Here is a 22482-nt window from a genome sequence, read left to right as displayed (position 1 = left end):
ATGAGGTGATTTATGTTTCTTAGCGTCATTACTGTTGCCTTTCGTAATTACGAAGGGGTGGTAAAAACCTGGCGCTCGCTGCGCAACCTGGCGCGCGATCCGAGTCTCAGCTTTGAGTGGATCGTGGTCGATGGCGGCTCGAACGATGGCACGGCGGAGTTTCTGGAAAAACTCAACGGTGAGTTCAACTTACGCTTCGTAAGCGAGAAAGATAAAGGCATCTACGATGCGATGAACAAAGGCATTAACATGGCGCAAGGCCGTTATGCCATCTTCCTTAACTCGGGCGATGTGTTCCATGACGATGTGGCCCAGTTTGCCCGTCAGCTGGCGCGCCAGAAAGACGACGCGATGTATATTGGCGATGCGCTGCTCGATTTTGGCGACGGGCATAAAATTTGCCGCAGCGCGAAACCCGGCTGGTATATCTATCACAGTTTACCGGCCAGCCATCAGGCCATTTTCTTTCCGGTAAAAGGTCTGAAAAAACAGCCTTACGATCTGCAGTATAAAGTATCATCAGATTATGCCCTGGCCGCCAGTCTGTATAAATCAGGCTACCCGTTCCGTCGAATTAAAGGGCTGGTATCTGAGTTTTCAATGGGCGGTGTGTCCACCTCGAATAATCTGGAATTGTGCCAGGATGCAAAAAACGTACAGCGTAAGATATTACGCGTGCCCGCATTCTGGGCGGAATTGTCTTATTTATTCCGCCTGCGCACCACGGGTAAAACGAAAACCTTATATAACAAAGCCTGAATATAAGGAAATGTAATGCAGGATCTTAACGGGTTCACCGTGCCGAAAGGTTTCCGGGGCGGGAACGGAATTAAAGTGCAGTTATGGTGGGCCGTTCAGGCCACCTTATTTGCCTGGTCACCGCAAATACTGTATCGCTGGCGTGCCTTTTTATTGCGTCTGTTTGGCGCAAAAATCGGAAAAAACGTAGTTATTCGTCCATCGGTAAAAATTACTTACCCCTGGAAATTAACGCTTGGCGATTACGCCTGGGTAGGGGATGACGCCGTGTTATATACCCTTGGCGATATCACGATTGGTGCAAACGCGGTGGTGTCACAGAAGTGTTATTTGTGTACCGGCAGCCACGATTTTATGAGTCAGCATTTTGATATTACCGCTTCGCCAATTGTGATTGGCGAAAAATGCTGGCTGGCAACAGATGTATTTGTTGCACCTGGTGTTTCTGTTGGCGATGGCACGGTAGTTGGTGCCCGCAGCAGCGTTTTTAAATCGCTACCGGCAAATAAAATTTGCCGTGGCAACCCCGCAGTGGTGATACGCGAACGCGTTGAAACTGATTAAATTCATAAGTAGAGGAATATAAACATGTCTAAAGTCGCTCTCATCACCGGCGTTACCGGGCAGGATGGTTCTTACCTGGCAGAGTTACTGCTGGAAAAAGGTTATGAAGTTCACGGTATTAAGCGTCGTGCTTCTTCTTTCAACACGGAACGTGTGGATCATATTTACCAGGATCCGCATGCGGCGAACCCGAAATTCCATCTGCACTACGGCGACCTGACCGATACCTCCAACCTGACCCGCATCCTGCAGGAAGTACAGCCGGATGAAGTTTACAACCTGGGCGCGATGAGCCACGTAGCGGTTTCTTTCGAATCCCCGGAATACACCGCTGACGTTGACGCCATGGGTACGCTGCGTCTGCTGGAAGCGATTCGTTTCCTCGGCCTTGAGAAGAAAACCCGTTTCTACCAGGCATCCACTTCTGAACTGTACGGTCTGGTGCAGGAAATCCCGCAGAAAGAAACCACCCCGTTCTACCCACGTTCTCCTTACGCGGTAGCCAAACTGTATGCCTACTGGATCACCGTAAACTACCGTGAATCTTACGGCATGTACGCCTGTAACGGCATTCTGTTTAACCACGAATCCCCACGTCGTGGCGAAACCTTCGTGACCCGTAAAATTACCCGCGCTATCGCCAACATCGCTCAGGGTCTGGAATCCTGCCTGCACCTCGGCAACATGGACTCCCTGCGTGACTGGGGCCATGCCAAAGACTACGTGAAGATGCAGTGGATGATGCTGCAGCAGGAGCAGCCAGAAGACTTCGTGATTGCGACCGGCGTGCAGTACTCCGTCCGTCAATTCGTGGAAATGGCTGCCGCACAGCTGGGTATCAAACTGCGCTTCGAAGGCACTGGCGTGGAAGAGAAGGGGATCGTTGTCTCTGTGACCGGCCATGACGCACCGGGCGTGAAACCAGGTGATGTGATTGTGCAGGTTGACCCGCGTTACTTCCGTCCTGCGGAAGTGGAAACCCTGCTGGGCGACCCAACCAAAGCGCACGAGAAACTGGGCTGGAAACCAGAAACCACTCTGCAGGAGATGGTCTCTGAGATGGTAGCCAAAGATCTTGAAGCAGCGAAAAAACACTCCCTGCTCAAATCTCATGGCTACGAGGTTGCCATCGCGCTGGAGTCCTGAGAATGACAAAACAACGTTTTTTTGTCGCCGGTCATCGCGGAATGGTGGGTTCCGCGATTGTTCGACAGCTGGAGCAGCGCGGTGACGTGGAAGTGGTTGTCCGTACCCGCGACGAGCTGAATCTGCTCGATAGCCGTGCGGTACAGGACTTCTTTGCCAATGAACGTATCGATCAGGTGTATCTGGCGGCGGCAAAAGTGGGCGGCATTGTCGCTAACAACACTTACCCGGCAGATTTCATCTACGAGAACATGATGATTGAGAGCAACATCATTCACGCGGCACATCTGCACAACGTGAACAAGCTGTTGTTCCTCGGCTCATCCTGTATCTACCCGAAAATGGCGAAACAGCCGATCGCCGAGAGCGAACTGCTGCAGGGGACGCTGGAAGCAACCAACGAGCCGTACGCCATTGCCAAAATTGCCGGGATCAAGCTGTGCGAGTCCTACAACCGTCAGTACAACCGTGACTATCGCTCGGTGATGCCGACCAACCTGTACGGGCCGCACGATAACTTCCACCCGAGCAACTCGCACGTGATCCCGGCGCTGCTGCGTCGTTTCCACGAGGCGACCGCCGAGAACGCACCGGATGTGGTGGTGTGGGGCAGCGGCACGCCGATGCGCGAATTCCTGCACGTGGATGACATGGCCGCGGCCAGCATTCACGTGATGGAGCTGGATCGCGAGGTGTGGCAGGAGAACACCGAGCCGATGCTGTCGCACATCAACGTTGGCACTGGCGTGGATTGCACCATTCGCGAGCTGGCGCAGACCATCGCTCAGGTGGTGGGCTACAAGGGCCGCGTGGTGTTTGACGCCACCAAACCGGACGGCACGCCGCGCAAACTGCTGGACGTCACCCGTCTGCATCAGCTGGGCTGGTATCACGAGGTGTCGCTGGAACAAGGGCTGGCAAGTACCTACCAGTGGTTCCTGGAAAACCAGCACCGCTTCCGGGGGTAACAATGTTTTTAAGTCAGGAAGATTTTGCCACGGTAGTGCGCTCCACTCCGCTCATCTCAATTGATTTGATCGTGGAGAACGAACGCGGCGAGTTCTTGCTGGGGAAACGAACCAATCGTCCTGCTCAGGGCTTCTGGTTCGTGCCCGGCGGGCGCGTGCAGAAGGATGAGACGCTGGCCAACGCGTTTGAGCGTCTCACTCTGGCGGAACTGGGCCTGCAACTGCCGATGGCAGCAGGCCAGTTTTACGGGGTCTGGCAGCACTTCTATGACGACAACTTTTCAGGTACCGGCTTCACCACGCACTACATCGTGCTGGGGTTCCGCCTGAAGGTGAGTGAGGCAGACCTGCGTCTGCCTGATTTTCAGCACGACGACTACCGCTGGCAGACGCCAGAGGCGCTGCTGGCCAGCGACAATGTGCATGACAACAGTCGTGCCTATTTCCTGGCCGATCGTCAGTCTGAGGTGCCGGGACTATGAAGATCCTCGTATATGGAATCAACTACTCGCCGGAATTGACCGGTATCGGGAAATACACCGGCGAGATGGTCGAGTGGATGGCGAGCCAGGGACATGACGTGCGGGTCATTACCGCGCCGCCGTACTACCCGGAATGGAAAGTGGGCGAGCGCTACTCCAGCTGGCGCTATCGCCGCGAAGAGGGCGCTGCGACCGTCTGGCGTTGCCCGCTGTACGTGCCGAAGCAGCCCTCGACGCTGAAACGTTTAATTCATCTGGGCAGCTTTGCCCTGAGCAGTTTCTTCCCGCTGATGGCGCAGCGTCGCTGGAAGCCGGATCGCATCATCGGCGTGGTACCGACGCTGTTCTGCACGCCGGGCATGCGGCTGCTGGGCAAGCTCTCCGGTGCGCGCACGTTGCTGCACATTCAGGATTATGAAGTCGACGCCATGCTGGGCCTGGGGATGGCAGGTAAAGGCAAGGGCGGCAAAGTGGCGAAACTCGCCAGCGCTTTTGAGCGCAGCGGTCTGCATAACGTGGATTATGTCTCCACCATCTCGCGATCGATGATGAACAAAGCGCAGGAGAAGGGCGTCGCGCCGGAAAAGGTGATCTTTTTCCCGAACTGGTCCGAAGTGGCCCGTTTCCGTGACGTAACAGAACACGACGCGCAGGCGCTTCGCGCAGAGCTCGGTTTGCCTGATGACCAAAAAATCATTCTTTATTCAGGCAATATCGGCGAAAAGCAGGGGCTGGAGAACGTTATCGAGGCGGCTCAACAGCTTAGCGAACATCCGTGGATGTTTGTGATTGTCGGTCAGGGCGGCGGAAAAGCGCGTCTGGAGAAGATGGCCAGTGAACGCGGCCTGACTAACGTGAAATTCTTCCCGCTTCAGTCTTACGAGGCGCTGCCTGCGCTGCTGAAGATGGGTGACTGCCATCTGGTGGTGCAAAAGCGCGGCGCGGCGGATGCGGTGCTGCCGTCCAAGCTGACCAACATTCTGGCCGTGGGCGGGAACGCTGTGATCACGGCAGAAGCCGAAACCGAATTAGGCCAGCTGTGTGACAGCTACCCCGGGATCGCCGTTTGCGTGGAGCCGGAATCGGTTCCGGCGCTGGTGACCGGAATTGAACAGGCACTCGCCATGCCAAAAGTGAACACGGTGGCACGTGAATATGCCGAACGCACGCTCGAGAAAGAGAACGTGCTGAGCCAATTTATTGCAGATATACGGGGATAAATCATGAGTCAAACCACGTTGTATCCGGTTGTGATGGCAGGTGGCTCTGGTAGCCGGTTGTGGCCGCTGTCCCGCGTGCTCTATCCAAAACAGTTCCTCTGCCTGAAAGGGGATCTCACCATGCTGCAAACGACAGTTAACCGTCTGCAGGGTGTGGAGTGTGAAAGCCCGGTGGTGATTTGTAACGAACAGCACCGCTTTATTGTTGCCGAGCAGCTGCGCCAGCTGAACAAACTCACAGAAAACATCATTCTGGAGCCTGCCGGACGAAATACCGCCCCAGCCATTGCCCTGGCGGCGCTGGCGGCAAAACGCAGCAGCCCGGATTGCGATCCGCTGATGCTGGTACTGGCGGCAGACCACGTCATTCAGCAGGAAGAGGCGTTCCGCGACGCGGTGCGGGCGGCCATTCCTTACGCAGAAAGCGGCAAGCTGGTGACCTTCGGCATCGTGCCGGATCTGCCAGAAACCGGCTATGGCTATATCCGCCGCGGCAGCGTGACGCCGGGCGAAGGCGACAGCGTGGCGTTTGACGTGGCGCAGTTCGTTGAGAAACCGAATCTGGAAACCGCGCAGGCCTACGTTGCCAGCGGTGAATACTACTGGAACAGCGGTATGTTCCTGTTCCGCGCCGGTCGCTATCTGGAAGAACTGCAAAAGTATCGTCCGGATATCCTGAGCGCCTGCGAAAAAGCCATGAACGTGGTGGATCCGGATCTCGACTTTATTCGCGTCGACGAAGCCGCTTTCCTCGCCTGCCCGGAAGAGTCCATTGACTATGCGGTGATGGAGCGCACGGCGGATGCGGTGGTGGTGCCGATGGATGCAGGCTGGAGCGATGTTGGCTCCTGGTCCTCCCTGTGGGAGATCAGCGCCCATACCCCGGAGGGTAACGTCCATCACGGTGATGTGATTAGCCACAAAACCGAGAACAGCTACGTCTACGCCGAATCCGGCCTCGTGACCACGGTGGGGGTGAAGGATCTGGTGGTCGTCCAGACCAAAGACGCCGTGCTGATTGCCGACCGTAACGCCGTGCAGGACGTTAAAAAGGTGGTGGAGAAGATCAAAGCCGACGGTCGCCACGAGCACCATATTCACCGCGAAGTGTACCGCCCGTGGGGCAAATACGACTCCATCGATGCGGGCGAACGTTACCAGGTGAAGCGCATTACCGTGAAGCCGGGCGAAGGCCTGTCGGTACAGATGCATCACCATCGTGCCGAGCACTGGGTGGTGGTGGCGGGTACCGCCAAAGTGACCATCGACGGTGAAGTGAAACTGCTCGGTGAAAACGAGTCAATTTATATTCCGCTGGGGGCGACACACTGTCTGGAAAACCCAGGGAAGATACCTCTCGATTTAATTGAAGTGCGCTCCGGCGCGTATCTGGAAGAGGACGATATTGTCCGTTTCCAGGACCGCTACGGTCGGGTGTAACCGCTTCGCATCATGCCCGGTGGCGCTGTGCTTACCGGGCCTACGAATGAATAAAAAATATTTTGCCTGTTAATTGGGCGGGCCAACTGTTGCCTGAAAAAGGGGTCATGATGGAAAAGTTAACCTGTTTTAAAGCCTACGATATTCGCGGCAAGCTGGGTGAAGAGCTGAATGAAGACATTGCGTGGCGCATCGGCCGCGCGTACGGCGAATACCTGAAACCGAAAACTATCGTACTGGGTGGCGACGTGCGTCTGACCAGCGAATGCCTGAAGCTGGCGCTGGCGAAAGGGCTGCAGGACGCGGGCGTGGACGTGCTGGATATCGGCCTTTCCGGTACCGAAGAGATCTATTTTGCCACCTTCCACCTGGGCGTGGACGGCGGGATTGAAGTCACGGCCAGCCATAACCCGATGGATTACAACGGTATGAAGCTGGTGCGCAAGGGTGCGCGCCCTATCAGCGGTGATACCGGCCTGCGCGACGTGCAGCGTCTGGCGGAAGCCAACGACTTCCCGCCGGTGAACGAGTCTGCACGCGGCAGCTACAAGCAGATCGATCTGCGTAAAGAGTACATTGACCACCTGCTGGGTTACATCAACGTAGCAAACCTTAAGCCGCTGAAGCTGGTCATTAACTCCGGCAACGGCGCGGCGGGCCCGGTGGTGGATGCCCTGGAAGCCCGCTTTAAGGCGCTGAACGTGCCGGTGACCTTCGTCAAGGTACACAACACCCCGGACGGCAACTTCCCGAACGGTATCCCAAACCCGCTGCTGCCAGAGTGCCGCGACGACACCCGCAATGCGGTGATTGAACACGGTGCGGATATGGGCATCGCCTTTGACGGCGATTTCGACCGCTGCTTCCTGTTCGACGAAAAAGGGCAGTTCATCGAGGGCTATTACATTGTCGGCCTGCTGGCGGAAGCGTTCCTCGAGAAAAATCCGGGGGCGAAGATCATTCATGACCCGCGCCTCTCCTGGAACACCGTTGACGTGGTGTCAGCGGCAGGCGGTACGCCGGTGATGTCCAAAACCGGTCACGCGTTTATTAAAGAGCGTATGCGCGAAGAAGACGCCATCTACGGCGGCGAGATGAGCGCCCATCACTACTTCCGCGATTTTGCCTACTGCGACAGCGGGATGATCCCGTGGCTGCTGGTGACCGAACTGCTGTGCCTGAAAGGTCAGACCCTGGGCGAGCTGGTGCGCGACCGTATGGCGGCCTTCCCGGCAAGTGGAGAGATCAACAGCAAACTGGCGCAGCCGGCTGAGGCCATTGCCCGCGTGGAACAGCACTTTGCTATTCACGCGCTGGAAATTGACCGTACCGACGGTATCAGCATGGCGTTCCCGCAGTGGCGCTTTAACCTGCGCTCGTCCAATACCGAGCCGGTGGTGCGCCTGAACGTGGAATCCCGCGCCGACACCGCGCTGATGGAAGCCCGAACGAAGGACATTCTGGCGCTGTTGAATCAGTAATCATTGCCCCTCACCCCAGCCCTCTCCCCACAGGGGAGAGGGTGTTCAAGTTCCCTCTCCCCTGTGGGGAGAGGGTTAGGGTGAGGGGTAAGGTTTTGAACTAAAGGAACAACGATGACGAATCTAAAAAAGCGCGAACGAGCGAGAACGAATGCATCGTTAATCTCTATGGTGCAGCGTTTTTCTGATATCACCATCATGGTCGGCGGATTGTGGGCGGTGTGTTGGATCAGCGGGCAATCGTTCTTATACATGCACCTGCTGATGGCACTGATTGCGCTGGTCGTGTTTCAGATGATCGGCGGGATGACGGATTTCTATCGTTCGTGGCGTGGCGTCAAGATGACCACCGAACTGATGCTGTTGCTGCAGAACTGGACCTTAAGCCTGATCTTCAGCGCGGGCCTGGTGGCGTTCAGCCATGATTTTGATAATCGTCTGGTGACGTATCTGTGCTGGTATCTGTTAACCAGCGTCGGCATGGTGGTTTGCCGCTCCCTGATCCGCTTTGGCGCGGGCTGGTTGCGTAACCGTGGTTACAACCGCCGCTATGTCGCCGTTGCCGGCGATCTGCCGGTGGGCCAGGTGCTGCTTGATAGCTTCCGCAAAGAGCCGTGGTTAGGTTTTGAAGTGGTTGGGATCTACCACGACGCGAAACCGGGTGGCGTGCCGTCGGACTGGGCGGGCAACTACGACCAGCTTATTGACGATGCGAAAGCGGGCAAAATTCACAACGTCTACATTGCCATGCAGATGAAAGAGGAGTCCCGCATTAAGAAACTGATGCGCGACCTGGCGGACACCACCTGTTCCGTGATCCTCATTCCGGACGTCTTTACCTTCAACATTCTCCATTCCCGTATCGAAGAGGTGAACGGTGTACCGGTAGTGCCGCTGTACGACACGCCGCTGTCAGGTATCAACCGTGTTCTCAAACGCCTGGAAGACATTGTGCTCTCTTCACTGATCCTTCTGCTGATCTCCCCGGTGCTGTGCTGCATTGCCCTGGCGGTGAAGCTGAGCTCTCCAGGGCCAGTTATCTTCCGTCAGACGCGCTACGGCATGGACGGTAAGCCGATCATGGTGTGGAAATTCCGCTCCATGAAGGTGATGGAGAACGACAAAGTGGTGACGCAGGCTACGCAGAACGATCCGCGCGTGACCCGCGTGGGGAATTTCCTGCGCCGCACCTCGCTGGACGAGCTGCCGCAGTTTATCAACGTCTTTACCGGCGGTATGTCGATTGTCGGGCCACGTCCGCACGCGGTTGCCCATAACGAGCAGTACCGCTCGCTGATTGAAGGCTACATGCTGCGCCATAAAGTGAAGCCAGGCATTACCGGCTGGGCGCAAATCAACGGCTGGCGCGGTGAAACCGACACGCTGGAAAAAATGGAAAAACGTATTGAATTCGACCTTGAGTACATCCGTGAGTGGAGCCTCTGGTTCGATATCAAAATTGTTTTTCTGACCATCTTCAAAGGTTTCGTGAACAAAGCGGCGTACTAAGATGAGCTTACGTGAAAAAACCATCAGCGGCGCCAAGTGGTCAGCGATGGCGACTATCGTCATCATTGGCCTGGGGCTGGTGCAGATGACCGTGCTGGCGCGCATTATCGATAATCATCAGTTCGGTCTGCTGACCGTCTCGCTGGTGATTATCGCGCTGGCCGACACGCTGTCTGACTTTGGTATCGCCAACTCGATTATCCAGCGCAAAGAGATTAGCCAGCTGGAGCTGACCACGCTCTACTGGCTGAACGTAGGGCTGGGGATGTTTGTTTTTGTGCTGGTGTTCCTGCTGAGCGATGTGATCGCCAGCGTGCTGCACAACCCGGATCTGGCCCCGCTGATGCGCACGCTGTCGTTTGCCTTTGTGGTGATCCCGCACGGGCAGCAGTTCCGCGCGCTGATGCAAAAAGAGCTGGAGTTCAACAAGATCGGCATGATTGAAACCAGCGCCGTGCTGGCGGGCTTTACCTTCACGGTGGTGAGCGCCCATTTCTGGCCGCTGGCCATGACCGCCATTCTGGGGTATCTGGTGAACTCTACCGTGCGTACGCTGCTGTTCGGTTACTTTGGCCGCAAGATCTACCGCCCGGGGCTGCATTTCTCCCTGGCGTCCGTCTCCTCGAACCTGCGCTTTGGCGCCTGGCTGACGGCCGACAGCATCATCAACTACGTCAACACCAACCTTTCCACGCTGGTGCTGGCGCGCATTCTGGGGGCGAGCGTCGCGGGGGGTTATAACCTGGCCTACAACGTTGCGGTCGTCCCGCCGATGAAGCTCAACCCGATTATCACCCGCGTGTTGTTCCCGGCGTTCGCCAAAATTCAGGACGACACTGAAAAGCTGCGCGTCAACTTCTACAAGCTGCTCTCCGTGGTCGGCATTATTAACTTCCCGGTACTGCTGGGTCTGATGGTGGTGTCGAGCAACTTTGTGCCGCTGGTATTTGGCGAGAAGTGGAACAGCATCATCCCGATCCTGCAGTTGCTCTGTGTGGTGGGGCTGCTGCGCTCCGTGGGTAACCCGATTGGCTCCCTGCTGATGGCGAAAGCGCGCGTGGATATCAGCTTTAAATTCAACGTATTTAAAACTTTCCTGTTTATTCCGGCAATTATCGTCGGCGGACACATGGCGGGCGCCATTGGCGTCACGCTGGGCTTTCTGCTGGTGCAAATCATCAACACCGTGCTGAGCTACTTCATCATGATCAAGCCGGTGCTGGGCTCCAGCTACCGTCAGTACATCCTGAGCCTGTGGCTGCCGTTTTATCTCTCCTTGCCGACCCTGGTGGTGAGCTACGGTCTGGGCGTGCTCCTGAAGGGCCATTTGCCGCTGGCCGCGCTGCTGGCAGTGCAGGTTGCCGCGGGCGCGCTGGCGTTTGGGGTGATGATTGTGCTGTCACGCAATGCGCTGGTGGTGGAGATGAAGCGCCAGTTTTGCCGTAACGAAAAAATGAAAACGCTGCTTCGCGCAGGCTAGTTATTTAAGAGGCCATTATGAAATTATTAATTCTTGGCAACCATACCTGCGGCAACCGTGGCGACAGCGCCATCCTGCGCGGTTTACTGGATGCAATTAACACCATTAAGCCTGAGACAGAAGTGGACGTGATGAGCCGTTACCCGGTCAGCTCATCCTGGTTACTGAACCGCCCGGTGATGGGCGACCCGCTCTACAGCCAGATGAAACAGCACAATAACGCTGCGGGCGTGATGGGACGCGTGAAGAAAGTGTTGCGTCGCCGCTACCAGCATCAGGTGCTGCTTTCTCGCGTAACCGACACCGGCAAGCTGCGCAACATCGCCATCGCGCAGGGCTTTACCGATTTCGTGCGTCTGCTGTCCGGCTATGACGCCATCATTCAGGTGGGCGGTTCGTTCTTTGTCGATCTCTACGGCGTGCCGCAGTTTGAGCATGCGCTCTGTACCTTTATGGCGAAGAAGCCGCTGTTTATGATTGGTCACAGCGTCGGGCCATTCCAGGAACCTCAGTTCAACCAGCTGGCAAACTATGTGTTTGGCCACTGCGATGCCCTGATTTTGCGTGAGTCAGTCAGCCTCGACATGATGAAGCGCAGCGAGATCGACACCTCGAAAGTCGAGCACGGGGTGGATACCGCGTGGCTGGTGGATCACCAGGACGACAGCTTCCAGCCGAGCTACGCGGTGCAGCACTGGCTGGACGTGGCGGCGAAACAGAAAACCGTCGCCATTACCCTGCGCGAGCTGGCACCTTTTGATAAGCGTTTAGGTACGACTCAGGCCGCCTACGAGAAGGCCTTTGCCGAGGTCGTTAACCGCGTGCTGGACAGCGGTTATCAGGTGCTGGCGCTCTCCACCTGTACCGGTATCGATAGTTACAACAAGGATGATCGCATGGTGGCGCTTAACCTGCGCCATCTGGTGAACGATCCGTCCCGGTATCATGTGGTGATGGACGAACTGAACGATCTGGAGATGGGCAAACTGCTCTCAGCCTGTGACCTGACCGTGGGTACCCGTCTGCACTCTGCCATCATCTCGATGAACTTTGGCACGCCAGCCATTGCCATCAACTATGAGCACAAGTCTGCCGGGATTATGCAGCAGCTGGGGATGCCGGAAATGGCCGTGGATATCCGTCATCTGCTGGATGGCTCGCTCGGCGCAATGGTGGGCGACACCCTTGGGCAACTGCCCGCCGTGAATGAGCGCCTGGCCGTGGCAGTGAAAGCCGAGCGCGAAAAGGGAATGGGGATGGTGAAGTCTGTGCTTGACCGCGTGCGGGAGGGGAAATGAAGGTTGGTTTCTTCTTACTGAAATTTCCACTGTCGTCTGAAACATTTGTACTCAATCAAATCACCGCGTTTATCGATATGGGATATGACGTGGAAATTATCGCCCTGCAAAAGGGCGATACGCAAAACACCCATGCGGCGTATACCCAGTATGGGCTGGAGGCGAAAACCCGCTGGCTGCAGGATGAGCCATCCGGAAAAGTGAACAAGCTGCGCTACCGTGCCAGCCAGACCTTACGCGGGCTTCATCGCGCGTCGACCTGGCGAGCGCTGAACATCTCCCGCTATGGCGCGGAGTCGCGCAATCTGATCCTGTCGGCCATCTGCGGGCAAACGGCGCAGCCGTACCGCGCTGATGTCTTTATCGCCCACTTTGGCCCGGCAGGGGTGACCGCAGCCAAACTGCGCGAGCTGGGGGTGATTGACGGGAAGATCGCCACGATCTTCCACGGCATTGATATCTCCAGCCGTGAAGTGCTGAACCACTACACGCCGGAGTATCAGCAGCTGTTCCAGCGCGGCGACATGATGCTGCCCATCAGCGACCTGTGGGCCGGACGCCTCAAAAAGATGGGCTGCCCGGGCGAGAAAATCACCGTCTCGCGGATGGGTGTGGATTTGGCGCGTTTTACCCGACGTCCGGTCAAGGTGCCGGGTAAACCGCTGCAGATTATCTCCGTTGCCCGACTGACCGAGAAAAAAGGGCTGCATGTGGCGATTGAAGCCTGCCGCCAGCTCAAGGCGCGCGGGGTGGATTTCCGATATCGCATTCTCGGTATCGGCCCGTGGGAGCGTCGTCTGCGTACGCTTATTGAACAGTATGAGCTGGAAACGCACGTGGAGATGCCGGGCTTTAAGCCGAGCCACGAGGTGAAGGCCATGCTCGATGAAGCCGACGTGTTTCTGCTGCCGTCCGTTACCGGCGCCGATGGCGACATGGAAGGCATACCGGTGGCGCTGATGGAGGCGATGGCGGTGGGGATTCCGGTGGTATCGACGCTGCACAGCGGGATCCCGGAGCTGATCAAGTCAGACCATTCCGGCTGGCTGGTCCCTGAAAATAACGCCATGGCCCTGGCCGATCGGCTGGCCGCGTTTAGCGATATCGACCAGCAGGCGCTGGAGCCCGTGCTGCACAATGCCCGACAAAAAGTCGAGGCAGATTTTAACCAGCAGGTGATCAATCGCCAGTTAGCGAGCCTGCTGCAAACGTTGTAACGCCGAGGTTGTATGCTGAAAAAGATTACCCGACGCAGCTTTGTCTCTTCTCTGTCCGTCCTGGCGGCAATGCCGCTACTGTCGCCCCGCGTTGCGCGGGCGGCAACCGGCAAGACGGTCTCTGTAAATCAGTACAATAACAACGACTGGATCGCCGCCTTTAAGCAGGCGTTTAACGAAGGCGACATCGTCGTAGTGCCTGCAGGGCTCACCTGCAAAAACATCAACACGGGCATTTTCATTCCTGACGGCAAAACGCTGCTGATTCGCGGGGCGTTAACCGGCAATGGCCGGGGGCGCTTTGTTCTGCAGGAGGGCAGCAAAGTCATCGGTGAGGGCGAAGGCCGTACCGAAAATATTACCCTTGACGTTCGTGGCTCTGACTGTGTCATCAAAGGGCTGGCGATGAGCGGATTTGGCCCGGTAACGCAAATCTACATCGGCGGCAAAAAGCCCAGCGTGATGCGTAATCTGGTCATTGATAACATCCGCGTGAGCCAGGCCAATTACGCCATCCTGCGCCAGGGGTTTCACAACCAGGTGGATGGCGCCCGCATCACCAACAGCAAATTCAGCCACCTGCAGGGCGATGCGATCGAATGGAATGTGGCCATCAATGACCGCAATATTCTGATCTCCGACCATGTGATCGACAACATCAACTGCACCAACGGGAAGATTAACTGGGGGATTGGTATTGGCCTTGCGGGCAGTACCTACGACAACGACTACCCGGAAAAACAGACCGTGAAGAACTTTGTGGTTGCCAATATCACCGGCAGCAACTGCCGCCAGCTGGTGCACGTTGAGAACGGTAAACACTTTATTATCCGCAATATTAAGGCCAAAAATATTACGCCTGATTTCAGTAAAAAGGCGGGAATAGACAATGCCACGGTAGCAATTTATGGCTGTGATAATTTCGTTATTGATAATGTCGATATGGTCAATAGTGCCGGCATGTTAATCGGTTACGGCGTGATTAAAGGTGACTACCTGTCGATTCCGCAGAACTTCAAGCTTAACGATATTCGTCTGGATAATAGCCAGCTTGCCTATAAGCTGCGCGGCATACAAATTTCATCCGGTAATGCGACCTCGTTTGTGGCCATCACCAACGTCGAGATGCAGCGCGCGACGCTTGAGCTGCATAACAAACCTCAGCACCTTTTCTTACGCAATATCAACGTAATGCAGGAAGCAGCAATCGGACCCGCACTGAAGCTGAACTTCGACCTGCGTAAGGATGTGCGGGGTAAGTTTATGGCGAAAGACGAGACGTTGCTGTCACTGGCAAACATCAAAGCAGTGAATGAGAAAGGGCAGAGCTCGGTGGATATTGACCGGGTGGATCAGCATGTGGTGAATACGGAACGGCTGAATTTTGCGCTGCCGCACAGATAATCGTCAGTGGGCTTTTTGCGACTATTCCTGGCACGGAATCGCATTCTATTCAGATTACAACTACTGTAATTTGTGGTGCTAAGGCGTAATATCATTACAGGATTACGGCAAATCATACTGGCGAAAACAGGTTTAAGAGCTATAATTCGTCAACCATTTTAAGGTGGAAGAAATAATGATTAATTTGAAAGCAGTCATTCCGGTAGCCGGACTGGGCATGCATATGCTGCCAGCCACAAAAGCCATTCCTAAAGAGATGCTACCGATCGTCGACAAGCCGATGATTCAATACATCGTCGACGAGATTGTTGCTGCAGGGATCAAAGAAATCGTTCTGGTTACGCACTCGTCCAAGAATGCGGTTGAAAACCACTTCGACACCTCTTACGAACTCGAAGCGCTGCTGGAGCAGCGTGTTAAACGTCAATTGCTGGCGGAAGTGCAGTCCATTTGTCCTCCTGGCGTGACCATCATGAACGTGCGTCAGGCGCAGCCGCTTGGCCTGGGCCACTCCATCCTGTGTGCTCGCCCTGTCGTGGGCGACAACCCGTTTATCGTGGTCCTGCCGGATATCATCATCGATACCGCTTCTGCGGATCCGCTGCGCTACAACCTGGCGGCGATGGTGGCGCGTTTCAACGAAACAGGCCGCAGCCAGGTGCTGGCGAAACGCATGAAAGGCGATCTGTCCGAGTACTCTGTTATCCAGACTAAAGAAGCGCTGGAGACAGAAGGGCAGGTGAGCCGCATCGTTGAGTTCATCGAAAAACCGGATCAGCCGCAGACGCTGGATTCTGACCTGATGGCGGTTGGTCGTTATGTCCTGAACGCGGATATCTGGGCCGAGCTGGAAAAAACCGAACCAGGTGCCTGGGATCGTATCCAGTTGACCGATGCGATTGCCGAGCTGGCGAAAAAGCAGTCTGTTGACGCGATGCTGATGACCGGTGAGAGCTACGACTGCGGTAAGAAGCTGGGCTACATGCAGGCGTTTGTGAATTATGGACTGCGTAACCTGAAGGAAGGGGCGAAGTTCAGAAGCCGGATTGAGAAGTTGTTAGCTAACGACTGATTTTTTCTTACTTGATTTGCACAAGCGGCAGTCATCATTTGGGTATGTTGAAACATAACCAAAATGGTAGCTGCCGTTTTTTGTTATTAATTCTAATGATAACATGGATTTATCTGATTTAAATCTGGTCAGATTTGTAACGATTTGTGCTTGTTTCTGAGGTCATTTAGGACGACAATTAACGCCAGTTTTTGCAGTTGTCCAGCGCCAGTAGAGTTCGGTGTCGGACTTCAACAATATGGAACATTTCACCCTCGTTCAGTGCACTGGTAGCTGTTAAGCCAGGGGCGGTAGCGTGGGTAAAACCCATGCAGGGCTGGGTTACAATCTCTTCAATTGTAGCATTCAATAAGTTGATATTTTCTGGTGAAAAACATGTTTGATAATAAAACGATTCTGGTAACTGGCGGCACAGGTTCATTTGGCAATAAGTTCGTTCGCATGACGCTTGAAAAATATAATCCTAAAAAAATTATCATTTATTCGCGTGATGAAATGAAACAGTGGGAAATGGCAAAGCATTTCAAAGATGAAAGTCGCATCCGCTTTTTCATCGGTGATGTGCGTGATAAAGATCGTTTGTACCGCGCGTTAGATGGGGTTGATTTCGTGGTGCATGCAGCAGCAACAAAAATCGTTCCGACCGCAGAATACAACCCGTTTGAGTGTGTAAAAACCAACATCAACGGTGCGATGAATGTTATTGATGCATGTATTGATAAAGGTATCGAGCGTGTCGTTGCACTGTCTACTGACAAAGCAAGTAGCCCAGCAAACCTGTATGGTGCAACTAAACTGGCATCCGATAAATTGTTTGTGGCAGGTAATTCCTACTCCGGTGCTACCAAGACTCGCTTCGCCGTTGTGCGTTACGGGAACGTTATGGGATCCCGTGGTTCCGTAATTCCATTCTTCCTGTCTATCAAAGACAAGGGCGAACTGCCAATCACTGATGACCGCATGACCCGTTTCATGATTACCCTGGAACAGGGTGTGGAACTGGTTTGGCACGCCTTCAATGACATGGAAGGTGGCGAGATCTATGTTAAGAAAATCCCATCAATGAAAGTGACTGATGTTGCAACGGCTGTTGCTCCTGATGCAACTCAGAAAGTGATCGGTATTCGTCCGGGTGAAAAACTGCATGAACAAATGATCAGTGCAGAAGATGCGCATTACACCTATGAATATCCGGAACATTTCAAAATCCTTCCTGCAATCCATAACTGGTGCGATTCTCCTGAACGTATTAAAGATGGTAAACGTGTACCAGAAGGGTTCGTTTACGAAAGCGACAGCAATACCGAGTGGATGAGCATTGAAGAACTGCGTCAATGGATTGATGATAACCGTGAAAAAGTAGGCAATATCTAATGAAATTTATCCCCTACGGACGGCAGGATATCTCAGAAGAAGATATCAGTGCAGTGGTGGACGTACTGAAGTCTGATTTCTTGACTCAGGGGCCATGTGTTCCACAGTTCGAGCAGGCCATTGCTGACTATGTTGGCGTTAAACATGCTGTAGCGGTTAATAGCGCAACGTCTGCACTTCATATTGCATGCTTAGCACTGGGGTTGAAAAAAGGCGACTGGCTTTGGACTTCGCCTAATACCTTTGTGGCTTCGGCAAATTGTGCGCTTTATTGTGATGCCAATGTAAGCTTTGTTGATATTGATCCGCAAACTTACAACATGAGTGTTTCCGCTCTGGAAGCTAAACTCATTGCGGCTAAAGCAGAAGGCAAATTGCCTAAAATCGTGGTGCCAGTAGCGTTCGCGGGTCAATCATGTGATATGGAAGCGATCCATAAACTGTCTAAAGAGTATGGGTTCGCCATTATCGAAGATGCGTCGCATGCGATCGGTGGTAATTATCAGGGAGCTAAAATTGGCAACTCGCGTTTTGCCGACATTACCATTTTGAGCTTCCACCCGGTTAAGATCATCACAACTGCTGAAGGTGGTATGGCGCTGACAAACAACGATGCGCTGGCCGAGAGTATGCAACTTTTCCGCAGCCACGGGATTACCCGCGACAACGAGAAAATGACCAAACTATCGGAAGGTGGTTGGTACTATCAGCAGGTAGATCTCGGACTAAACTATCGCATGACCGAATTACAGGCTGCACTGGGTGTGAGTCAGTTAAAACGTATTGACGGTTTTGTGGCTCGACGTCATGAACTGGCAAAACGTTATCACGCGGCTTTTGACGGTGTTCCTGTTTCAATACCGCAGCAGTCAGAGAGTGGATACAGTGCTTTGCATCTTTACCCACTGACGGTGAACGATCCGGCTCAACGTAAACCACTGTTTGATTATCTGCGTGATAAAGGCATTGGGGTTAACGTCCACTATATCCCCGTTCATACTCAGCCTTATTATGAGCAGTTAGGTCATAAATCTGGTGATTATCCCGTCGCTGAAGACTATTACTCTCGCGCGCTAAGTATCCCTATGTACTCAACGCTGACAGATGAAGAGCAAGACTACGTTATTCAGTGCATTCGGGAGTATTTTTAAATGAATGTGGCAATCATTCCTGCGCGTGGTGGCAGTAAGCGTATTCCACGAAAAAACATTAAAGAATTTTGTGGGAAACCAATGATTGCCTGGTCCATTGAAGCCGCTCAAAAGAGCGGCGTCTTTGACCGAATCATTGTCTCAACAGATGATGCGGAGATAGCTGAAGTTGCGCGTCAATATGGTGCAGAAGTGCCATTTATGCGCCCGGAAGAACTCTCAAATGATTATGCAGGTACTATTCCTGTGATTCGCCACGCGACTGATTGGCTCATTAGTCACGACTGCGCGGTTGATTATGTTTGCTGTATTTATGCTACAGCTCCTTTTATCCGCGCTGAAGATATTATTCAGGGATTAGGAACTCTCCAAAGCCAGCAAGGCGATTATGCTTTCACAGTTTCAAGGTTTCCTTATCCCATTCAACGAGCACTTAAAGTCAGTGATGAACAGCGTATAAGTATGTTTTCACCTGAGATGTTCCATGTCCGGTCACAGGATCTTGAAGAGTCGTGGCACGATGCCGGGCAATTTTATTGGGGGACATCCTCAGCTTGGTTGAACGAAAAGCCGATTTTTAGCGCAGATTCCTACTCGATTGAACTTCCGCGTGAACGTGTCCAGGATATTGATACTCCAGAAGACTGGCGCGTAGCTGAGTGGTTGTTTAAAGCCATGGAGTTTAAAAATGAACGTGTTTCTGCGGGCTGATTCATCGCTATCGATCGGTTCTGGTCATATTATCCGTTGTCTAAATCTTGCGAAAGTCTTAGAAAAAGCAGGAGCTCGTTGTTCATTTATATCAAAAGACCACCCTGGTAATATTCTGGATAAAATAAAACAGGAAGGTTTTTCTGTCGAAGTTATCGCAGCTGCCGATAAATCGAGTACTTACATCAGCGATGAAAAATCATGGCTTAATGGAAGTCAATACGATGATGCTGAGAAATTTATCGATTTAATAGTAGAAAACTGTTCTGATCCAGACATCATCATTGTCGATCACTATTCTCTTGATTACGAATGGGAAGCGATTGTGAAAGCACGTTTTCCTGATTCACATTTAGTGGTGATCGATGATCTCTGCAACCGGCCGCATTGTTGTGATTTACTGATTGATCAAACCTATATGCGCAGCGCCAGAGAATATGCCCAATTCAATAAAAGAGAAGGTAAAGTTCTCGCTGGCGCAAAATATGCGTTGCTAAACCCTGCATTTTCGCAATTAAGAAAACAATCAATTGTTCGTAAAGCCAACATTACTGCACCGAAAAAACTATTATTAACAATGGGTGGGGTGGATGCACATAATGTTGCTGGAAAAATGCTGGTATTCCTTGAGCAGTCAAACTTTAAAAACATAGAAAAAATCACTGTTGTATTGGGCTCTGCTTGTCCACACCGTTCTGAAATTATCTCTCTTGCGAATAAATCGAAATACGACGTCGACGTTCTCGTTAATGTGTCAAATATGGCAGAACTGATGCTGGAACACGATTTCGCAATCGGCGCTATGGGGGGAACGACGTGGGAACGATGTACTATGGGATTACCTGCGGTAAACGTAGTCATTGCGGATAATCAAAAAACCATCGCAAACAATCTGTCTAACGCTGGTGCGATTGTGCTATATGCGGATAATTTTAATGCTGCAGAGTTGAGCGAGGCTCTCAATCATTTGATCGCGCATTATCACGAGCAGCGCCTCCTTGCTATGAACATATGTGATGGACAGGGGCTTAACAGAGATATCCAGGAAATAGTAATAATGTCAGCCAAAGATGGCACTAATGTGACTCTGCGTCAGGCTACATTTGACGATATCGATTTTGTATATCAACTTCAATGTGAGCCGCAAACGCGCAAATATGCTCGTAATCCTGAAATTCCTGCATACGAGAATCACGTCGAATGGATGAAACGAAAGTTAAATGCCGACAATTCATTCTTTTACATTATTGAAAATGCAGGGGCATGTGGTGTCATTCGATTAGACCCTGTTGAGCATGCCTTTGCAAACTATGAAATATCGATTTTTCTGACATCTGCATGTCACGGTAAAGGCATTGCGAGTGCAGCTATCAAACGCGCCTTGATGTTGCATAAAGGTATAAGCATACTGGCAACGGTTTTACCAGAAAACCATACATCGCATCAGTTATTTGAGCGTATTGGATTTTATAAATTATCACCCTGCGAATATATCAGCGAGAAAAAATAATGAACGAATTTATTACTATTGATGGTCGTAAAATTGGTAAAGATCATCCTCCTTATATTATTGCTGAGCTTTCGGCGAACCATAATGGCGACATCAACCGTGCATTTAAGATTATGGAAGAAGCGAAAGCTGCAGGCGCAGATGCCATAAAATTACAAACATACCGTGCAGATACCATCACCATTGAATGTGATACTGAAGATTTTCAGATTCATGGCGGCCTATGGGATGGGCAAACGCTTTTTAATTTATACAAAGGGGCACAAATGCCCTGGGAATGGCATAAGCCTCTGTTTGACAAAGCTAAAGAACTCGGAATTACTATTTTCAGTAGTCCTTTCGATTATACAGCTGTAGATCTTCTGGAGGAACTCGGAGCCCCTGCCTATAAAATCGCTTCATTTGAAGCTATCGATCTGCCATTAATAAAATATGTTGCAAAAACAGGCAAGCCGATGATTATTTCAACGGGCATGGCTGACGAGCAGGAGATTCAGGAGGCTATTACTGCAGCACGTGACGGTGGTTGTAAGGAACTTGTCGTTCTGCATTGCGTGAGTGGTTACCCGGCACCAGCAGAAGATTATAATCTGGCGACTATTCCAGATATGGCTGAGCGTTTTGGGGTCATTACTGGGCTGTCCGATCACACAATCGATAATACGACTGCAGTAGCATCAGTTGTCCTTGGTGCTAACGTTATTGAAAAACACGTTACACTGGATCGGAATGGTGGGGGGCCAGATGACAGTTTCTCGCTTGAACCACAAGAGCTCAAAGCATTGTGTCATGATGCCAGGACTGCTTGGATGGCGTTGGGAAGAGTTAACTACGAACGCAAAGAAAGTGAAAAGGGTAACCTAAAATTCCGTCGTTCTCTTTATGTGGTTAAAGATGTTAAAAAAGGCGAAACACTGACCAGTGAGAATGTAAAAAGCATTAGACCTGGCTTCGGTTTAGCACCTAAATATTATGATGAGGTAATGGGTTTAACATTTAAAAATAATTTATCTAAAGGAACACCTTTATCATTGGAAGATATTAGTTGAATATACATGAAAATAATTCGCGATAGCTTTATTTATCTTACCGGAGATCTTCTCTCAAGAAGTATTCCATTTCTTTTGCTTCCTTACCTTACAAGAATGCTGGGTTCGGATGGTTTCGGTGAGTTATCCTATTATCAGATAGTAATTGCTTTGGGACTGATTTTTATCGGATTTAGCCAAGATGGCGCCTTGGTGAGATATTATTATAAATATGGTAGAAATGGACTCGGTAGCATATTGTTAGCTAGTGCATTTCAGGCAACGATAGTATTCGCGATAATTTCATGTTTAGTAGCTACATTTTTTAAAGATAATATTTTATTTTATGCTGTCTTGACCGCCTATACACAATCTGTACTTGCATTATTCTTTGCATCACAACAGTGTCAGAGGCGTCCTGGCAGCTATATTATTATACAGTTTTTAAATGCAATAATTTCTGCTGGAGCAACAGTTTTCCTTTTTCACTATTTTGATGTATCAGTTTTAAATCGAATTGTAGCGATGATAATTGCAAATATTGCAAGTTTATTCTTGTCTATTGTTATTTTTTACTGGTTTCAGAAAAATACCGTGCGCTTATCATTCGGTTTTGCTTTAAATCTTTTTAAATATAATTTTTCTTTTGGTGTACCTCTGCTATTACA

At 52.0% G+C, this 22482-nt stretch carries 20 protein-coding genes; all 20 read left to right on the top strand.

Going from position 1 to position 22482, the window contains the following annotated elements:
* Positions 1 to 12: 12 nt before the first annotated feature.
* Entirely contained in the window at positions 13 to 759 is a 747-nt protein-coding gene (wcaE, locus tag APU11_RS13220; RefSeq protein WP_013097876.1) for a colanic acid biosynthesis glycosyltransferase WcaE, read from the top strand.
* A gap of 15 nt (positions 760 to 774) precedes the next feature.
* The gene (wcaF, locus tag APU11_RS13215) at positions 775 to 1323 is read left to right on the top strand and encodes a colanic acid biosynthesis acetyltransferase WcaF (protein WP_013097875.1); all 549 of its coding nucleotides are present in this window, start codon (positions 775 to 777) and stop codon (positions 1321 to 1323) included.
* 24 nt (positions 1324 to 1347) lie between these two features.
* A complete protein-coding gene (gene gmd, locus APU11_RS13210; RefSeq protein ID WP_003863514.1) occupies positions 1348 to 2469 on the top strand; it encodes a GDP-mannose 4,6-dehydratase in 1122 nt (373 codons plus the stop codon).
* Between the two features lie 2 nt (positions 2470 to 2471).
* On the top strand, positions 2472 to 3437 hold the full coding sequence (locus APU11_RS13205; protein WP_058651718.1) for a GDP-L-fucose synthase: 966 nt from the start codon (positions 2472 to 2474) through the stop codon (positions 3435 to 3437).
* 2 nt (positions 3438 to 3439) lie between these two features.
* A complete protein-coding gene (locus APU11_RS13200; RefSeq protein ID WP_038420129.1) occupies positions 3440 to 3919 on the top strand; it encodes a GDP-mannose mannosyl hydrolase in 480 nt (159 codons plus the stop codon).
* Positions 3916 to 5139 (top strand): colanic acid biosynthesis fucosyltransferase WcaI, encoded by a 1224-nt coding sequence (gene wcaI, locus APU11_RS13195; RefSeq protein WP_013097872.1) that lies wholly within the window; start codon positions 3916 to 3918, stop codon positions 5137 to 5139. Before APU11_RS13200 ends, wcaI begins: the two co-directional genes overlap by 4 nt.
* A 3-nt stretch (positions 5140 to 5142) precedes the next feature.
* Positions 5143 to 6579 carry a mannose-1-phosphate guanyltransferase gene (gene cpsB / locus APU11_RS13190; protein ID WP_000084309.1) on the top strand — a complete coding sequence of 479 codons (1437 nt, stop codon included), beginning with the start codon at positions 5143 to 5145 and terminating at the stop codon, positions 6577 to 6579.
* Between the two features lie 110 nt (positions 6580 to 6689).
* Complete coding sequence (gene cpsG, locus APU11_RS13185) at positions 6690 to 8060, top strand: colanic acid biosynthesis phosphomannomutase CpsG (protein ID WP_058651717.1); 1371 nt, start codon at positions 6690 to 6692, stop codon at positions 8058 to 8060.
* Positions 8061 to 8174: 114 nt separating this feature from the next.
* Complete coding sequence (gene wcaJ / locus APU11_RS13180; RefSeq protein WP_014832616.1) at positions 8175 to 9569, top strand: undecaprenyl-phosphate glucose phosphotransferase; 1395 nt, start codon at positions 8175 to 8177, stop codon at positions 9567 to 9569.
* 1 nt (position 9570) lies between these two features.
* Positions 9571 to 11049, top strand: a complete 1479-nt coding sequence (wzxC, locus tag APU11_RS13175) for a colanic acid undecaprenyl disphosphate flippase WzxC (RefSeq protein WP_045294482.1) — start codon at positions 9571 to 9573, stop codon at positions 11047 to 11049.
* A 17-nt stretch (positions 11050 to 11066) separates the two neighbouring features.
* The gene (gene wcaK / locus APU11_RS13170; RefSeq protein WP_058651716.1) at positions 11067 to 12347 is read left to right on the top strand and encodes a colanic acid biosynthesis pyruvyl transferase WcaK; all 1281 of its coding nucleotides are present in this window, start codon (positions 11067 to 11069) and stop codon (positions 12345 to 12347) included.
* Positions 12344 to 13564, top strand: a complete 1221-nt coding sequence (gene wcaL, locus APU11_RS13165; protein ID WP_020690194.1) for a colanic acid biosynthesis glycosyltransferase WcaL — start codon at positions 12344 to 12346, stop codon at positions 13562 to 13564. The genes wcaK and wcaL overlap by 4 nt, the downstream gene beginning before the upstream one ends.
* A 12-nt stretch (positions 13565 to 13576) precedes the next feature.
* Positions 13577 to 14968, top strand: coding sequence for a colanic acid biosynthesis protein WcaM (wcaM, locus tag APU11_RS13160; protein ID WP_058651715.1), 1392 nt, complete (start codon positions 13577 to 13579; stop codon positions 14966 to 14968).
* A 175-nt stretch (positions 14969 to 15143) separates the two neighbouring features.
* A complete protein-coding gene (galF, locus tag APU11_RS13155) occupies positions 15144 to 16040 on the top strand; it encodes a GalU regulator GalF (RefSeq protein ID WP_013097865.1) in 897 nt (298 codons plus the stop codon).
* Between the two features lie 375 nt (positions 16041 to 16415).
* Positions 16416 to 17414 (top strand): UDP-N-acetylglucosamine 4,6-dehydratase (inverting), encoded by a 999-nt coding sequence (gene pseB / locus APU11_RS13150; RefSeq protein ID WP_013097864.1) that lies wholly within the window; start codon positions 16416 to 16418, stop codon positions 17412 to 17414.
* The gene (gene pseC, locus APU11_RS13145; RefSeq protein WP_058651714.1) at positions 17414 to 18565 is read left to right on the top strand and encodes a UDP-4-amino-4,6-dideoxy-N-acetyl-beta-L-altrosamine transaminase; all 1152 of its coding nucleotides are present in this window, start codon (positions 17414 to 17416) and stop codon (positions 18563 to 18565) included. Before pseB ends, pseC begins: the two co-directional genes overlap by 1 nt.
* Positions 18566 to 19276, top strand: coding sequence for a pseudaminic acid cytidylyltransferase (gene pseF / locus APU11_RS13140; protein ID WP_013097862.1), 711 nt, complete (start codon positions 18566 to 18568; stop codon positions 19274 to 19276).
* Positions 19254 to 20786: a UDP-2,4-diacetamido-2,4,6-trideoxy-beta-L-altropyranose hydrolase gene (gene pseG, locus APU11_RS13135; RefSeq protein WP_013097861.1), complete on the top strand. Its 1533-nt coding sequence runs from the start codon at positions 19254 to 19256 to the stop codon at positions 20784 to 20786. Before pseF ends, pseG begins: the two co-directional genes overlap by 23 nt.
* A complete protein-coding gene (gene pseI, locus APU11_RS13130) occupies positions 20786 to 21835 on the top strand; it encodes a pseudaminic acid synthase (RefSeq protein ID WP_013097860.1) in 1050 nt (349 codons plus the stop codon). The genes pseG and pseI overlap by 1 nt, the downstream gene beginning before the upstream one ends.
* Positions 21836 to 21841: 6 nt before the next feature.
* The coding region (locus APU11_RS13125; RefSeq protein WP_157849609.1) for an oligosaccharide flippase family protein at positions 21842 to 22482 on the top strand (641 nt) is incomplete at its 3' end.

The sequence above is a fragment of the Enterobacter sp. 50793107 genome, from assembly GCF_001463365.1.
Classification (GTDB): domain Bacteria; phylum Pseudomonadota; class Gammaproteobacteria; order Enterobacterales; family Enterobacteriaceae; genus Enterobacter; species Enterobacter cloacae.
This window is presented reverse-complemented; position numbering and strand designations above follow the sequence as displayed.

What these genes read in the sequence shown, in the direction of transcription:
- wcaE (WP_013097876.1), top strand. Translation starts at nt 13, where the DNA reads ATGTTTCTTAGCGTCATTACTGTTGCCTTTCGTAATTACGAAGGGGTG.
- wcaF (WP_013097875.1), top strand. Translation starts at nt 775, where the DNA reads ATGCAGGATCTTAACGGGTTCACCGTGCCGAAAGGTTTCCGGGGCGGG.
- gmd (WP_003863514.1), top strand. Translation starts at nt 1,348, where the DNA reads ATGTCTAAAGTCGCTCTCATCACCGGCGTTACCGGGCAGGATGGTTCT.
- APU11_RS13205 (WP_058651718.1), top strand. Translation starts at nt 2,472, where the DNA reads ATGACAAAACAACGTTTTTTTGTCGCCGGTCATCGCGGAATGGTGGGT.
- APU11_RS13200 (WP_038420129.1), top strand. Translation starts at nt 3,440, where the DNA reads ATGTTTTTAAGTCAGGAAGATTTTGCCACGGTAGTGCGCTCCACTCCG.
- wcaI (WP_013097872.1), top strand. Translation starts at nt 3,916, where the DNA reads ATGAAGATCCTCGTATATGGAATCAACTACTCGCCGGAATTGACCGGT.
- cpsB (WP_000084309.1), top strand. Translation starts at nt 5,143, where the DNA reads ATGAGTCAAACCACGTTGTATCCGGTTGTGATGGCAGGTGGCTCTGGT.
- cpsG (WP_058651717.1), top strand. Translation starts at nt 6,690, where the DNA reads ATGGAAAAGTTAACCTGTTTTAAAGCCTACGATATTCGCGGCAAGCTG.
- wcaJ (WP_014832616.1), top strand. Translation starts at nt 8,175, where the DNA reads ATGACGAATCTAAAAAAGCGCGAACGAGCGAGAACGAATGCATCGTTA.
- wzxC (WP_045294482.1), top strand. Translation starts at nt 9,571, where the DNA reads ATGAGCTTACGTGAAAAAACCATCAGCGGCGCCAAGTGGTCAGCGATG.
- wcaK (WP_058651716.1), top strand. Translation starts at nt 11,067, where the DNA reads ATGAAATTATTAATTCTTGGCAACCATACCTGCGGCAACCGTGGCGAC.
- wcaL (WP_020690194.1), top strand. Translation starts at nt 12,344, where the DNA reads ATGAAGGTTGGTTTCTTCTTACTGAAATTTCCACTGTCGTCTGAAACA.
- wcaM (WP_058651715.1), top strand. Translation starts at nt 13,577, where the DNA reads ATGCTGAAAAAGATTACCCGACGCAGCTTTGTCTCTTCTCTGTCCGTC.
- galF (WP_013097865.1), top strand. Translation starts at nt 15,144, where the DNA reads ATGATTAATTTGAAAGCAGTCATTCCGGTAGCCGGACTGGGCATGCAT.
- pseB (WP_013097864.1), top strand. Translation starts at nt 16,416, where the DNA reads ATGTTTGATAATAAAACGATTCTGGTAACTGGCGGCACAGGTTCATTT.
- pseC (WP_058651714.1), top strand. Translation starts at nt 17,414, where the DNA reads ATGAAATTTATCCCCTACGGACGGCAGGATATCTCAGAAGAAGATATC.
- pseF (WP_013097862.1), top strand. Translation starts at nt 18,566, where the DNA reads ATGAATGTGGCAATCATTCCTGCGCGTGGTGGCAGTAAGCGTATTCCA.
- pseG (WP_013097861.1), top strand. Translation starts at nt 19,254, where the DNA reads ATGAACGTGTTTCTGCGGGCTGATTCATCGCTATCGATCGGTTCTGGT.
- pseI (WP_013097860.1), top strand. Translation starts at nt 20,786, where the DNA reads ATGAACGAATTTATTACTATTGATGGTCGTAAAATTGGTAAAGATCAT.